Consider the following 13,961-nt stretch of genomic DNA (forward strand, 5'->3'; position numbering starts at 1 on the left):
TCGTCGGGTGTCCGGCGACAGGCGGGTACAACATCAGAACGGTTGCGCGTTCGGCTGGAACACCTGGCCGTTGGCCGGCGCGGTCAGGTCGACGAGGTACCGGGTCACCGCCGCGTCGGCACCGGCCGAGTCACCGAGGATGCAGTGCCCGAACGAGTCGACGCTGATCAGCCGCGCGTTGCCGAGCTGCTTGGCCATGCGCTGCGAGAACAGGTACTGCGTCGCCGGGTCGTAGTAGTTGCCCACCACGACGACCGGGTTCTTCGTCTTCTTGTTCCACGGCCCGATCCAGCGGTCCGGGTTGCGGGTCGGCCACGTCGGGCACGTGAGCAGGTCGGACGCGGCCTGGTAGCGGCCGAACGTCTTCGACTCCTTCTCCCACCTGTCGGCCGTGGAGGCCCAGTTGCGGTTCGTGCGTGCGAACGGCTTGTCGATGCAGTTCACGGCGTAGTACGAGTCGTCGCTCGTGTACGGCGTCTCGGGCAGCGCCCGCACGTCGGCACGGCCACCGAGGTTGTTCACCACCGGAACGTCCACAACGGACTGAACACCCAGGACACCGGGGTTCTGCGCGGCGTGGATCGACTGCAGCCACGCGGTGAGCGCCTTGAACGTCGTCGGGCTGTACAGGTTGCTCGCCGTGCGGCCGACGACGTCGGTCAGCGTCACCTGGGTGCCGTTGGGCAACGTCGTGGGGCCCTTGCGCAGCGAGTCGCGGAGCGCGTCGAACTTCTTGCGCGCGTCACCGGCGAACGCGCACCGCTCGACACCCACGGAGTCGCAGCGCTTCAGCATGGCGTCCAGCGCGATCTCGAAACCACGGGCGCGCTCGCGGTCGTACTGCGCGCCGTCGGTCAGCCGCAGCCGCGGGTCGACGTTGCCGTCCAGCACCAGCGCACGCGACTTGGTGGGGAAGATGTTCGCGTAGGTCGCGCCGAGCAGCGTGCCGTACGAGAACCCGACGTACGTGAGCTGCCTGTCCCCCACCGCCTCGCGCATCACGTCGAGGTCGCGCGCGACGGCCTCGGTCGACATGTGGTTGAGCAGCGGACCGGCGTTGATCTTGCAGTAGTCCGTGTACGCCTTCGACTGCCGGATCGAGCTGGCGATCTCGTCCTTGGTGATCGGCAGCGCGTACCAGCCGACGTTGACCGCGTCGGCCTCCTCCTGGGTGCGGAAGCAGCGCAGCGGCGCGCTGCGGCCGACACCGCGCGGGTCGAACCCGATGAGGTCGAACTTCTCCAGGATCTCCGGCGTGAAGAAGCTGGACCCGTACGCGCTGTAGATCAGGCCTGCGCCACCGGGACCGCCGGGGTTGATGAACAGCGAGCCGATCTTCTTCGCCGGGTCGCCGGCGGGCCGCTTCATCATGACGATGCCCGTCGAGTCCCCGCGCGGGCGCGAGTGGTCGACGGGCACCACCTGAACGGCACAGCTGACCTTCGTGCGCTCGGCCGCGGGGATCTCGGCGAGCACGTCCGCCGCGCACGGACCCCATTGCGCAGGTCTGGCGGCGGAAGCGGTTTCGGGCTGGGCGGACGCGCTGCCCAGGCCGGTGATGACGGTGCCGAGCGCGAGCGCACTGGCCAGCGCCACGCGCACGGCACGCGTAGATGCGGAAGTCATCGTTGCAGCCCATCACCGGGCGTGCACCGTGTGTACCCGCCTATCGGAGGGTTGTGACCCCGCTTACACGGCTTGGGCGAGCGAGACCGCGAACCTGCCCTTCGAGTCGGTCCACCAGCGGTGCAGCGCGAAGCCGCCCTCCTCCAGCTCCCGCTTCACGCCGTCCTCGCGGAACTTGGCCGAGACCTCGGTCCGCAGCTCCTCGCCCTCGCGGAACTCGGCGGTCAGGCCGAGCTCGGCGATCGTGACGGTCATCGCCCGCTTCGCCCGCAGGCGCATCTCGATCCACTCCTGCTCGGCGTTCCACAGCGCCACGTGCTCGAACGCGTCGACGTCGAAGTCGCCGCCGACCTCGCGGTTGAGCACGTTCAGCACGTTGCGGTTGAACTCCGCCGTCACGCCCTGTGCGTCGTCGTACGCGCGCACCAGCGTGCCGGGATCCTTCACCAGGTCGGTGCCGAGCAGCAGCCACTCCCCCGGCTCCAGCACGTCGCGAACGGTCCGGAAGAACTTCTCGCGCTCCTCGGGAATGAGGTTGCCGATCGTGCCGCCGAGGAACGCGACCACGCGCGGCGACTCACCGGGGAGCAGGGCGAGGTGCTGGGTGAAGTCGCCGACCACGCCGTGCACGCGCAGGCCGGGGTAGTCCGCGATGATCGCGTGCGCGGCCTCGGTGAGCGCCGACACCGACACGTCCTGCGGCACGAACTCCCGCAGCGTCCCGTGCTCGCGCAGGGCGCTCAGCAGCAGCCTGGTCTTCTCCGACGAGCCGGAACCCAGCTCCACCAGCGAGTGCGCGCCCGTGGTCGCCGCGATCTCGCCCGCCCGCTCGGCGAGCACCTCGCGTTCGGCACGGGTCGGGTAGTACTCGGGCAGTCGCGTGATGTCCTCGAACAACGCGCTGCCGACGGCGTCGTAGAACCACTTCGGCGAGACCCACTTCGGGTCCGCGGTCAGTCCGGCCCGCACGTCGGCACGTAGCGCGTGTGCGGCGTCCTCCGGCTTGAGATGAACGTCCAGCACCGGCTCGGTCATATCGGTCGAACCTCCACAGTGGATGGATCCGCGGTGACCACGTGCCGGTCGGGGATCTCCCGCCAGCCCGGGTCGTCGTCCAGCGGTTCGGACGCGATGGTCACGCCCTGGCCCTTCTGCAGCACCCACAGGGCGTGTGTCCACGTCGTCCCCGCGAGCACCTTTCCGTTGGTCAGCAGGAAGTTCAGCCGCGACTTCGGAGCCGCGTCCGCCACCTCCCGCACCAGCTCGGCGAGCGCCCCCGCCGGGTCCGTCCCCGTCTCCAGACGACGCCTCAGCACCGTCCACAGCAGGGCGGAGTCGGTCGGGGCGTCCATCGTGAGCAGGTCGGTCACGTCGAGCGTTTTCGCGAGCCCCGCCGCGGTGTGCGGCCAGCCGTCGACACGTCCGTTGTGGCTGAACAGCCACGTGCCGTCGGTGAACGGCGCGCACGCCGCGTCCGTCACCGGCATGCCCGTGGTCGCCGACCGCACCGCCGCCAGGAACGCCGTCGACTCCACCTGCGCCAGCTGGCGCAGGTTGGGGTCGCTCCACAACGTCCCGGCGCGCCGGTACCGCACCGGGCCGGGGAACCAGCCGACGCCGTAGCCGTCGACGTTCACGGTTCCCCCGGCCCGCATGTCGGCGGGCGCGTAGGACTGGTGCTCCAACGAGTGCGGTGCGTCGTAGAGCAGGCTGGCGACGGGCACGGCGGCGCCCAGGTAAGCCAGGTGGCGGCACATCGGCCTAGGCGTCCCTGGCGCAGCGGAAGCCGGCGAAGATCTGCCGTCGGATCGGATAGTCCCAGTTGCGGAACGTCGCGCGGACCGCGGACTGGTCGGTGCCGAACGAACCGCCCCGCAGCACCTTGTAGTCCGGACCGAAGAAGACCTCGGAGTACTCCTTGTACGGGAACACCTCGAAGCCGGGGTACGGACCGAAGTCGCTGGAGGTCCACTCCCAGACGTCGCCGATCAGCTGGTGCACCCCGGCGGGCGATGCGCCCTCCGGGTAGGCGCCGACCGGGGCCGGCCGCAGGTGGCGCTGGCCGAGGTTCGCGTGCGCCTCGGTCGGTTCCTCGTCACCCCACGGGTAGCGGCGGGTCTTGCCGGTCGCGGTGTCGAACCGGGCCGCCTTCTCCCACTCGGCCTCCGTCGGCAGACGCTTGCCCGCCCACCGTGCGTACGCCTGCGCCTCGTGGAAGCACACGTGCACAACGGGCTCGTCCGGCACGATCGGCTCGGTCACGCCGAACGCCGTGCGCACGAACGAGTTCTCCTCGCGCTGCCAGAACCTCGGCGCCACGAGCTTGGCCGTCGTCCGGTGTTCCCAGCCCTCGTCCGTCCACAAACGACGGTCGTCGTACCCTCCGGCGAGGATGAACTGGGCGTACTCGGCGTTGGTGACCGGGGTGGTGTCGATGAAGAACGAGTCGACGTGCACGCCGTGCGCAGGCCGTTCGTTGTCCAGCGCCCACGGTTCGTCCGAAGTGCCCATTTCGAACGGTCCGCCCGGAATGAACACTTCCGTTGTGGGAACAAGACTTCCTGCGGGCGGTGCCGGCGCGTGCAGCACCGGGTCGCCCTTGCGCAGCTGGTGCGTCGCGAGCATCGTCTCGTCGTGCTGCTGCTCGTGCTGCACGATCATGCCGAACGCGAAGGCGTTCTCGACGAGCCTGCGGCCTTCCAGCCGCACCTTCTCCAGCACGTCGAACACCTTGCCGCGCACGTCGCCGACGTACTGGCGGGTCTCACGCGGGTTCAGCAGCGGCAGCTCGGGCCGCACGCTGCGGGAGAACTTGAACGCGTCGTAGTACTCGTCGATGTCGCTGCGCACCGGTTCGCGTCCGCCGACGTCGCGAACGAGCCACAGCTCTTCCTGGTTGCCGATGTGCGCCAGGTCCCAGACCAGCGGCGACATCAGTTTCGAGTGCTGCCGGACGAGGTCGTGCTCGTCGACGGCGTCGGTCAGGGCGGTGGAACGCGCGCGCGAGCGCAACAGTTCCTCCGCCACCTGCTCGCGGAGTTGTTCGGTCACAGCTTCCCCTCAAGCTCACGGCTGATGGCGCTGATCTGGTCGTGGGAGAGACCCGTACGGGGCAAGGCTTCGATGCCCAGGGCCACAACGTCTTTCGCGGCACGCGCGATGCGTTCGTCCGCCAACCCGTGCCGTGCGGCCACAAGCCACCGCCCGGCAGCCCGTTCCGTCGCCGCCAGCACACCGTCCACAACGGACGGATCGCTGAACAGCGCGACGAGCAGCGCACTCGGCGCGATCCACCCGCCGGGAGCGGGCGTGTCGAGGTACCTGATCTCCATGTACCCGCGCGGCCGCACCGGCGGGAACATCAACGACATGTGGTAGTCGAGGTCGTCGCTGGTGGGGGCACGATCGTGTGCCCCGTTCACCCACTGCGCAAACGTGAACGGGCGCTCCGGGATCCAGTTGGAACCGGAACCGCGCACCACGATGACGGGGGTGTCGACGACTCTTCTAGCGTAGGCGGCGGCCGGATCGGCGCACACGGCGCTGGGTCTGGTGCGCACGGGATCACAGCCGTAGAGCGCCCGCATGCGCGCGGACGCCCAGTCCCGGTGCATGCCTCCGATGCTCGGCGAGTTCGCGAACAACGCGATCATCACCGGCCCGAGCTGGTGCACCGCGGCCCACCGGTCCTGCACGTGCTTCTGCTCGCCGAAGTCGATGCACACCTGCAGGCCCGCGGTGTTGCACATCATCGAGATGCCGTCGTCGCCGAGCGGGGCGAACGCGTGCTCCATCGCCGCGTAGCGGGGCACCTGCAGCATCCTGGTAGGACGTCGGTGCACGTCAGCGCCCTTGTCGCCGAGCACGAGACCGTGGTCGGCGAGCATCGCGGTGAGCTGGGCTATGTCCTGGGAGACCGTCCGGAAGAGGTCCGGGAGGCTGGTGCAGGGAGGTGTGGAGATCTCGACCTGCCCGCCCGGTTCGACGGTCAGCGGTGTGCCGCTGGGAAGCGGCCGCTGGGGGCTGTCCGGAACGAGAGTGGGTGGTGCGTGGTCGCCGAGTGCCGCGGCGAGCCTATGTCGATCGAGGACCTGAGCAGGGTCTTCGGCGTGGTGAACGGTCCATTCGAGCTCGACGCCGAAGAGCCTCGGAGGTCCGTGCTTGAAACAGACCGAGGCCACATAAGCCTCGGCCTCGGCGCGATCGGCGAATCTCGCCGGCGCCCTTTTGCTACGCAACGCAGTCACGCTGCCACACTCCCCGTGATCGTCTGGCCCGTTCGACGCTACACGCGGGGTCTGACACTCGCAGCTCTCGAATCCTTACGAAATAAGTGATGCTGCCCGTATGCACGCGTGCATACGGGCAGCCGTCCCACTGGTTGGCGAGACGTCTTACGTCCTGGCATTCGCGGGCACGCGCCCGCCCTCGTAGACGACGTCGATGTGGAGGATCCGGTCGTTTCCGGCCGACCCGTCCTTGTCGGTCGTCGTCGTCAGCCAGATGTCGCCCTCCTGGTCCACCTCGACCGTCCGCAGGCGGTTGTAGGTGCCCTGGAAGTAGATCTGCTGGTCGACGAGGTTGCCGTTCGCGTCGATGCGCATCCGGTAGATCCGCTGGCCGACGGTGGTCGCGACGAACACGTGGTCGTTGATGATCGTCAGACCCGAGGGCGACGCCTGCGAGGTCGGCCACGTCTTCTTGGGCGCGACGGTGCCGGCGCAGTTGCCGATCGTGCCCTCGCACGGTTCCCAGCCGTAGTTGCCGCCCTTGGTGATCAGGTTCACCTCGTCCTGCTGGGAGTTGCCGAACTCCGACGCCCACAGCCTGCCCTGCGAGTCGAAGTCGAGGCCCTGCACGTTGCGGTGCCCGTAGCTCCAGATCGCCTTGCCGGGGAACGGGTTGTCGGACGGGATGGAGCCGTCCGCGTTGAGGCGAAGGATCTTGCCGGCGTTGGTGTTGAGGTTCTGCGCGTTGTTGCCGTTCTGCGCGTCACCGGTCGAGACGAACAGGTACCGGCCGTCCGGACTGAACCGCAGCCGTCCGCCGTTGTGATAGCGGTTCTTCGGCACGCCGTCGAGCAACGTCGTCCAGCCGGTGAGTTGCGAGCCGTCGAACTGGGCCCTGACCAGCCGGTTTCCGCCGCTGTAGGTGTGGTAGACGTAGACGAACCGGTCACTGGCGAAGTTCTTCGACACCTCGATGCCGAGCACACCGCCCTCACCGTTCGTGCCCATCGCGCCGGGCACCTTGCCGATCGTCGTCCTGGCACCGGCCTCGGTCACGCGCAGCACGTTGAACGTCTCGCGCTCGGTCACCAGCGCCGACCCGTCGGGCAGGAACGCGAGCCCCCACGCCACGTCGACACCGGCCACGATCTGCTTGACCGCGCCGGGGTTCGGCACCCCGCTGCCACCGCCGGCCGTCGGCCGGACGGAGATCTCGCCGGAGAACGCCGACAGGTTGCCCGCCGCGTCCTTGGCCCGCACCTTGGCCACGTAGGTCTGGCCGGTGGTGAGCCCCGCGACGGTCGCCGACGTGGCCGACCCGTCCGCGGTCTGCTTCAGCGCCCCGTCGAAGTGGATCTCGTACCCGGTGACGCCGACGTTGTCGGTCGACGCGCTCCACGCGAGGGACACGCTGGTGGACGTCGTGCCGGTCGACCGCAGGGTGCCCGGAGTCGTCGGCGCCTGGTTGTCGACGGGCGCGGGCTTGGTGCGGCCGGGCACGTTGTTCGAGGCCTGCGAGACGTTGCCGGCGCGGTCCTTCGCGAACACGGTCCAGTCGTACTCGACGTCGGGCCGCAGCCCGGTGGCCGTGGCCTCCAGCACGTTGCCGACACTCGTGACGAGCTGCCCGTGCTGATAGACGTCGTACCCGGTGACGCCGACGTTGTCGGTGGCCGCCTCCCACTTCAACGACACAGAGTTGTGCGTGGAGCTCACGAACTGCAGGTTGCGCGGCGGCGTGGGCGCCTCGTCGTCGGGCGGCCCGACCAGCACGGCCGTCAGCTTGTCCGCGTTGGGCCCGCCGTTGGCGGTGGTGGCGGTCGCCTTGATCCGGTTGGCACCGGCGTGCAACGTCGCCTTGACCGTCCGCGTCTGCCACGTGGTCCACGCCCCGGTCCCGGGGAACGACACGACCTGCGCGCCACCCCCGTCCACCGTCACCGACACGGGCCGGTCGACGGTAGTCCCGTTGGCGTACCGGAACGTGAGGTCGTGCTCGCCCCCGGACTCGGCGTTGATCGTGTACTCGACCGACGACCCGATGACGTTGTCGTAGTTGACGAACCCGCGCCCGGAGAACCCGGCCCAGTTCGACTCGACGACCCCTTGCCCGACGACCGCGTCCTCGGCCTCCTGCTCCAGCGCCGCCTGCTCGACCTCCAGGAAGTCGAGGTTCGGCCCACCGGTAGCGCCCGTGGAGGTCACCTTGATCTTGTTCACGCCGGCGTTGAGGGTCACCGAGTTCTCAGCCGACACCCACGTAGTCCACGCACCGGTACCCGCGAAGGCCCGCTCGTCCACGGCCAACGCCCCGTTGACACTGACATCGGCAGGCCGGTTGTCCGCGGTCCCGTTGGCGTACCGGAAGACCAGCCGCGCCGGCCCCGCCTTCGCCGCGGTGACGGTGAACTCGACGGAGCTGCCCACGACGTTGTCGACGTTGACGAACCCGGCCCCGGAGAACCCGGCGTGGTTGGACTCCACCACGCCCTGCGAGATGGTCGCGTTCTCGGCCTCGTACCGCACCGGCGCCGCGAGGGCGGACTCCGGTACCGACATCACGGCGATGGCCGTTGCGCAGGCAACACCCAACGCACCGAACGCACGCGACGTCCGGCCTCTTCTCGGTGCCACTGTTGTGCCTCCCACAGGACAGGGTCGGGGGATCACGACGGGAGCGGCGGCGGGATTCAGTTGTTCAGACAGGAAACTTTCCTAATTGTTGCGCAGATCACACCACTGCGAGGCGCCTGAGTCAACCCCGGTTGGGGGGTGCGGGAAAGCGCTTACCGAGAACCCGAGACGGATCCCGGTCGGTGGGTGGGGCGGTTGCGGGGTGGGGCGGTTGTGGGGTGGGGCGGGCTTGCCGGGGGCAGGGGGTGCGGGGGCGAGAGAGGTTGGGTGCGCGTGTGAGGCGGCGCGAGAGAGGTGGGCACGCGAGAGAGGCGGACGCGCGAGAGGTGGGTGCGCACGAGAGACAGGTACGCGAGAGAGACGGGTGCACACGAGAGAGAAGCGGGCGCGAGAGAAGCGGAGCACACGAGAGAGAGGCGAGCGCACGAGACGTAAGTGGGCGAGAGGTGAGTGCGCAAGAGGTGAGTACGCGCGACAGGTAGGTGCGCGAGAGAGGCGGAGCCCGCACCAAAGAAGCAGGCGCGAGAGAGCCCGAGCGCACACGAGGGAAGCAGGCGCAAGAGAGGGCGCCGCGCAAGAGAGAAGCAGGCGACCGAGCGGACGCGAGAGAGGCGCAACCAACCAAGCAAACCAGGCGCCGAACCGCCAGCCCCCTCACCGCTCCCGGTTCTCAGCAACCGCCGCAATCAAATCCGAAACACGACGAGCAACCAGCAAATCCACCACATGGACGCCAACGGACTCCCGCCGCCGCCATCCCAGGCGCTCCACCAGCGCCGACAGCGTGACGATCTCCTGCGTCTCCATGAGCCGAGACAATAGGACGAACCCGCACCCACCCGGCACACCCCAGCACATCCCAGCCGCATGATCCACTCGAAAGGATCACACGTTCAATCCGTACGTACGGATTGGATTTCCCACCCTCCCCCTGCCACCATCTACCAGTGCCCAGGGTGAGTCAGGACCACCTCGACGCCCGCCGCCGTCAGATCCTCGACGGCGCGCGTGCCTGTTTCGCGCGACACGGCTACGAGGGTGCCACCGTACGCCGTCTCGAAGAGGCCACAAGTCTCTCCCGCGGTGCGATCTTCCACCACTTCCGCGACAAGGAGTCGCTCTTCCTCGCGCTGGCCGAGGACGACGCCCTCCGGATGGCGGACGTGGTGGCCGAGCAGGGCCTGGTCCAGGTCATGCGCGACCTCCTCGACGAGCCCGAGAAGCGGACCGGGGAGCACGCGGCCGACTGGCTCGGCACGCGCCTCGAAGTGTCGCGGAGGCTCCGCACCGATCCGGACTTCCGCGCGCGGTGGGCCGAAAGAAGCGAGCAGCTCACCGCCGCCACCCGCCAGCGCCTCATCCGCCAGCGCGAGGCCGGCAACCTGCGCGACGACGTCGACGTGACGGTGCTGACGAACTTCCTCGAACTGGTCCTGGAAGGCCTCGTCTCGCACCTCGCGATGGGCCTGCCCGCCGACGACATGGAACCGGTGCTCGACCTGGTCGAGGAAACCGTGCGCAGGCACCGCCGCAGCTCTTGAGTCTTAAAGCTCGAAACCTCACTGTGGACCCATGTCCACGCTGAAGACCACCGCCCAGTTCTTCGCGCTGCGCACGCTCGTCCGCGGGTATGCGCTCCTGGGCGACCCGTACGCGGGCGTCATGGCCTCGCCGCCGGACCGCGACCCGTACCCGATGTACGAGAAGGTGCGCGCGAAGGGCGACATGGTGCGCAGCCGCATGGGCGCGTACGTCACGCCGAGCCGCGCGATCTGCGATTCGGTGTTGCGGGACAGCAGGTTCGTCACCGCCACGTTCGACGAGGCGTCGATGGTGCCGATCACGCTGGTCCAGAACGGCGAGAAGATCGTCAACCCCGTGCAGGACTCGTTCCTGATGAAGAACCCGCCTGACCACACGCGCCTGCGCAAGCTCGTGCAGCCGTTCTTCACGCCCCGCGCGCTCAAGGACTGCACCGAGTCCATCAAGAAGATCGTCACCGGCTACCTCGACCGGCTGGACGACCGGTTCGACGTCGTCGCCGAGTTCGCGTCGCAGGTGCCGATCCAGGTGATCGCGGACCTGCTGGGCGTGCCGGACGAGAACAAGGCGCTCTTCGCGCGGTGGGGCAGTTCGCTGGCCGAGACGCTCGACGGCGTGTGGTCGCACAAGCAGCTCAAGAACCTGCACGCCACGATCGTCGAGTACAACGACTTCATCGACGTCCTGATCGACGAGCGCCGCCGCGACCCGAAGGACGACATCGTCAGCCACCTCGTCGCGCAGCACGACGACCTGAGCCGCGAGGATCTCGTCGCCACGACCGGTCTGCTGCTGTTCGCCGGGTTCGAGACGACGGTGAACCTGATCAGCAACGGCGTGCTGAAGGCGTTCGAGAACCCGCACACCGTCGCGCCGCTGTCCCAGAGCCCCGAGTACGCCGAGGGGTTCGTGGAGGAGGTGCTGCGGCTCGACCCGCCCGTGCAGTACACGATCCGCTGGCCCGGCGAACGCCTGGAGCTGGCCGGGGTCTCGTTGCCGAAGGGCATGCCGGTGATGCTGATGCTGGCCGCGGCGAACCGCGATCCCCGGATCTTCAAGGACCCGCTGAAGTTCGACCCGACACGGTCCAACGCGCGCGAGCACCTCGCGTTCAGCGCGGGGATCCACTACTGCATCGGCGCGGGACTGAGCCGCATCGAGGGCTCCATCGCGTTGCACGAGCTGTTCAAGCGCTTCCCGAACCTCGTCGCGGACGGACCCGTGACGCGCAGGAAGTCGAAGTTGATCCGGGGCGCGTTGCGACTTCCGGTTCGAGCGAACGAAACCAAACGGTCACTGGTGGTGAAGTAACGCTGACCTGGGGCGAAATTTGTTGCGACGAGTGCTCGACTTCACCCGGCTGGAGCAATGTTCGTGCCCCAATGACACATCTCCGTAAGGCATGCTTGAAGGCGAGAGGGAGACCCGCCGCACCGCCGCCGCGACGGGCCTTCCTCTCACCTATCTCTCAAGCGGTCACTCGACGCCCGCCATCAGCTTCTTGATGGCCGGGGCCGCGATCGCCAGCGCGATGCCGAGCACCACGGCCGCGCCGCCCAGCGTGAAGAAGTACGCCGACGGGCTCGTCGTGTAGAACTTCACGAGCTGCGCCGCCACACCGGTACCGGCCGAGACGGCGAGGAACCACAGGCTCATCGTCTGCGACGCGAACGCCTTGGGCGCCAGCTTCGTCGTCACCGACAGGCCGACCGGCGAGAGCATGAGCTCACCCGCGGTCATGATCAGGAACATCACCACGAGCCACAGCGGCGTCACCTTGCCGTCGGCGGCCGAGTTGCTCGCGAAGTACATGAGCACGAACGACAGGCCGACGAGCACGAGGGCGCCCGCGAACTTGCGCGGGGTCGACGGCGCGCGGGTGCCGAGCTTCAGCCACAGCCACGCGAACACCGGCGCCAGCGCGATGATCATGATCGGGTTGATCGACTGGAACCAGGCGACCGGGAACTCCCAGCCGAACACGTGGTTGTCGACGTGCGAGTCGGCGAACTCCGCGATGACCGACGCGCTCTGCTCGAAGATCAGCCAGAACATCGCCGCCGCGACGAACAGCGGGATGTACGCGAGCACGCGCGGCTTCTCCTGCGGCAGCGTCTTCTTGCTGCGGTACATGACGGTGAAGTACGTGATCGGCAGGATGATCGACATGACGCTGATCATCAGGATGACGCCCTCGACGCCACCGAGCAGGTACGAGATGACACCGACCACGCCGATCGCGACCGCGATGGCGCCGATGAGGCCGTAGACGCGGCCCTTCTCGTTGGGGTGCAACGGGTTGGGCGCCACGGCGGCCGAGCCGCGCAGGTGCTTGCGGCCCATGCGGTACTGGACCAGGCCGAGCGCCATGCCGACCGCGGCGACGGCGAACCCGGCGTGGAAGCCGATGCCGTCCGCGAGCGCGCCGGTGATCAGCGGCGACACGAAGCCACCGATGTTGATCGCCATGTAGAAGACGGTGAAGCCGGCGTCACGACGCGAGTCGTCGCGGTCGTAGAGGCCGCCGACGACGGTCGAGATGTTCGGCTTGAGCAGGCCGGTGCCGAAGACGATGAAGATCAGGCCGAGGTAGACGCCCGTGATGCCGATCGGGATCGCCAGCGCGATGTGACCGCACATGATCAGCACGCCGCCGTAGAACGTCGAGCGCTGCCCGCCCCAGACCCGGTCGGCGAGCCAGCCGCCCGCCACACCGGACATGTAGACCGCTGTGCCGTAGATGGCGACGACGGACAGGGCGAGCGCCTTGTCGACGCCCAGGCCGCCCTCGGACACGGCTGTCCACAGGTAGAGGCCGAGGATGGCCTTCATCCCGTAGAACGAGAACCGTTCCCAGAGTTCGGTGAAGAACAGCGTGGACAGGCCTCGGGGGTGCCCGAAGAATCCCTTGTCCTGCGCGGAGATGCTGGCGCCAGGAGCGCTCACAGTCATCGTCCTCTCGTGTCAACGATGTCACGGCGGATCCGGTCGAGATTACGCCGAACGCGTGTACTGCTGGCAAATCAGGTTGCGCCCGAGTGGCCCAGCTCTCACGCCGGGGTGCGGGTTCGGCCAGGATTTGATGCACTGCTGGGATGGACTTGATCCAGGCGCACGGCGTGGCGATGACGGAGTTCGACCGGAGGGTGCGGGAGATCGCACCGGACCAGTGGACCCTGGGCACCCCCTGCCGGGAGTGGTCGGTCAGAGACCTCGTCGGCCACCTCGTGCACGAGCAGCTCTGGGCGCCGGAACTGCTCGCCGGCTGCACGGTGGAACAGGTCGGGGACCGGTTCGACCACGACAACCTGGGCGACGACCCGCTCGTGTCCTGGGTGGTGGCCGCCGCGGCGGCCCGCGAGGCGTGGCTGGAGCCGTCCGCGCTGGGCAAGTCCGTGAGCGTGTCGAGCGGCACGATGGACGGCGAGGAGTACTGCTGGCAGATGACCGCGGATCTCGCGGTCCACGCCTGGGACCTGGCCCGTTCGATCGGGGCGGACGAACGGATCGACCCCGCTCTCGCCTCGGCCGTCCTGTCCTACGTGGAGGGCAACATCGACGACTGGAGCGGTTCGTCGATGTTCGACTCACCTGTCCCCGTTTCTCCTGACGCCGACGACCAGACGCGGCTGATCGGACTTCTGGGACGCAAGCCGTAGCCCGCCGCGCCGTGAAGCACCCCGCAACGCATCCCCCTGTGCCTCCCGCGTTGCGGGGCGCTCCTCCCCCGGTCGCGGCCTCGGATCCCCCCGGACCGGCCGCACCGCCTTTCTACAGGGAGATCGTTGTCCGGTGTCGCCGCCCGAAAAGTGGACAACGACCTCCTGACAACGTTTTGGTCTCCCCGAAAACACGACGCTGCCCCCGGCGCCGGATGCGCCGGGGGCAGCGGGTGCCGGACGGATCAGCCGACGTGTGATCGACGTCCGC

Annotated in this window: 11 protein-coding genes; 3 read left to right on the plus strand and 8 right to left on the minus strand. The window is 68.4% G+C overall.

The window, feature by feature from the left end; genetic code table 11:
* Window positions 1-33 precede the first annotated feature (33 nt).
* From ACFWN2_RS37040 to ACFWN2_RS37070, 7 genes are all read right to left on the minus strand, one after another.
* Complete coding sequence (locus ACFWN2_RS37040; protein ID WP_382435220.1) at window positions 34-1,626, minus strand: alpha/beta hydrolase; 1,593 nt, start codon at window positions 1,624-1,626, stop codon at window positions 34-36.
* A 63-nt stretch (window positions 1,627-1,689) separates the two neighbouring features.
* Window positions 1,690-2,661, minus strand: coding sequence for an L-histidine N(alpha)-methyltransferase (egtD, locus tag ACFWN2_RS37045; protein WP_382435221.1), 972 nt, complete (start codon window positions 2,659-2,661; stop codon window positions 1,690-1,692).
* Entirely contained in the window at window positions 2,658-3,383 is a 726-nt protein-coding gene (gene egtC, locus ACFWN2_RS37050) for an ergothioneine biosynthesis protein EgtC (RefSeq protein ID WP_382435222.1), read from the minus strand. Before egtC ends, egtD begins: the two co-directional genes overlap by 4 nt.
* Before the next feature lie 4 nt (window positions 3,384-3,387).
* On the minus strand, window positions 3,388-4,677 hold the full coding sequence (gene egtB / locus ACFWN2_RS37055) for an ergothioneine biosynthesis protein EgtB (protein ID WP_382435223.1): 1,290 nt from the start codon (window positions 4,675-4,677) through the stop codon (window positions 3,388-3,390).
* Complete coding sequence (locus ACFWN2_RS37060) at window positions 4,674-5,873, minus strand: glutamate-cysteine ligase family protein (RefSeq protein WP_382435224.1); 1,200 nt, start codon at window positions 5,871-5,873, stop codon at window positions 4,674-4,676. The genes egtB and ACFWN2_RS37060 overlap by 4 nt, the downstream gene beginning before the upstream one ends.
* Before the next feature lie 147 nt (window positions 5,874-6,020).
* Window positions 6,021-8,414 (minus strand): PQQ-dependent sugar dehydrogenase, encoded by a 2,394-nt coding sequence (locus ACFWN2_RS37065; RefSeq protein WP_382435225.1) that lies wholly within the window; start codon window positions 8,412-8,414, stop codon window positions 6,021-6,023.
* A gap of 729 nt (window positions 8,415-9,143) precedes the next feature.
* Window positions 9,144-9,296 (minus strand): hypothetical protein, encoded by a 153-nt coding sequence (locus ACFWN2_RS37070; RefSeq protein WP_382435226.1) that lies wholly within the window; start codon window positions 9,294-9,296, stop codon window positions 9,144-9,146.
* A 140-nt stretch (window positions 9,297-9,436) separates the two neighbouring features.
* Between ACFWN2_RS37070 and ACFWN2_RS37075 the strand changes: the two genes are divergently transcribed.
* Window positions 9,437-10,030, plus strand: a complete 594-nt coding sequence (locus ACFWN2_RS37075) for a TetR/AcrR family transcriptional regulator (RefSeq protein ID WP_382435227.1) — start codon at window positions 9,437-9,439, stop codon at window positions 10,028-10,030.
* A 31-nt stretch (window positions 10,031-10,061) separates the two neighbouring features.
* Window positions 10,062-11,342: a cytochrome P450 gene (locus tag ACFWN2_RS37080; protein WP_382435228.1), complete on the plus strand. Its 1,281-nt coding sequence runs from the start codon at window positions 10,062-10,064 to the stop codon at window positions 11,340-11,342.
* Between the two features lie 165 nt (window positions 11,343-11,507).
* Here ACFWN2_RS37080 and ACFWN2_RS37085 read toward each other — a convergent pair whose 3' ends face one another.
* A complete protein-coding gene (locus tag ACFWN2_RS37085) occupies window positions 11,508-12,983 on the minus strand; it encodes a peptide MFS transporter (protein ID WP_382435229.1) in 1,476 nt (491 codons plus the stop codon).
* A 143-nt stretch (window positions 12,984-13,126) separates the two neighbouring features.
* Between ACFWN2_RS37085 and ACFWN2_RS37090 the strand changes: the two genes are divergently transcribed.
* On the plus strand, window positions 13,127-13,690 hold the full coding sequence (locus ACFWN2_RS37090; RefSeq protein ID WP_382435230.1) for a TIGR03086 family metal-binding protein: 564 nt from the start codon (window positions 13,127-13,129) through the stop codon (window positions 13,688-13,690).
* Window positions 13,691-13,961: the final 271 nt, after the last annotated feature.

It is taken from the genome of Lentzea sp. NPDC058436, assembly GCF_042721515.1.
GTDB lineage: Bacteria > Actinomycetota > Actinomycetes > Mycobacteriales > Pseudonocardiaceae > Lentzea.

Coding starts and splice junctions, on each gene's coding strand:
- egtC (WP_382435222.1), bottom strand. CDS start 3,383: ATGTGCCGCCACCTGGCTTACCTGGGCGCCGCCGTGCCCGTCGCCAGC.
- ACFWN2_RS37040 (WP_382435220.1), bottom strand. CDS start 1,626: ATGACTTCCGCATCTACGCGTGCCGTGCGCGTGGCGCTGGCCAGTGCG.
- ACFWN2_RS37080 (WP_382435228.1), top strand. CDS start 10,062: ATGTCCACGCTGAAGACCACCGCCCAGTTCTTCGCGCTGCGCACGCTC.
- ACFWN2_RS37065 (WP_382435225.1), bottom strand. CDS start 8,414: ATGTCGGTACCGGAGTCCGCCCTCGCGGCGCCGGTGCGGTACGAGGCC.
- ACFWN2_RS37070 (WP_382435226.1), bottom strand. CDS start 9,296: ATGGAGACGCAGGAGATCGTCACGCTGTCGGCGCTGGTGGAGCGCCTG.
- ACFWN2_RS37085 (WP_382435229.1), bottom strand. CDS start 12,983: ATGACTGTGAGCGCTCCTGGCGCCAGCATCTCCGCGCAGGACAAGGGA.
- ACFWN2_RS37090 (WP_382435230.1), top strand. CDS start 13,127: ATGGACTTGATCCAGGCGCACGGCGTGGCGATGACGGAGTTCGACCGG.
- egtD (WP_382435221.1), bottom strand. CDS start 2,661: ATGACCGAGCCGGTGCTGGACGTTCATCTCAAGCCGGAGGACGCCGCA.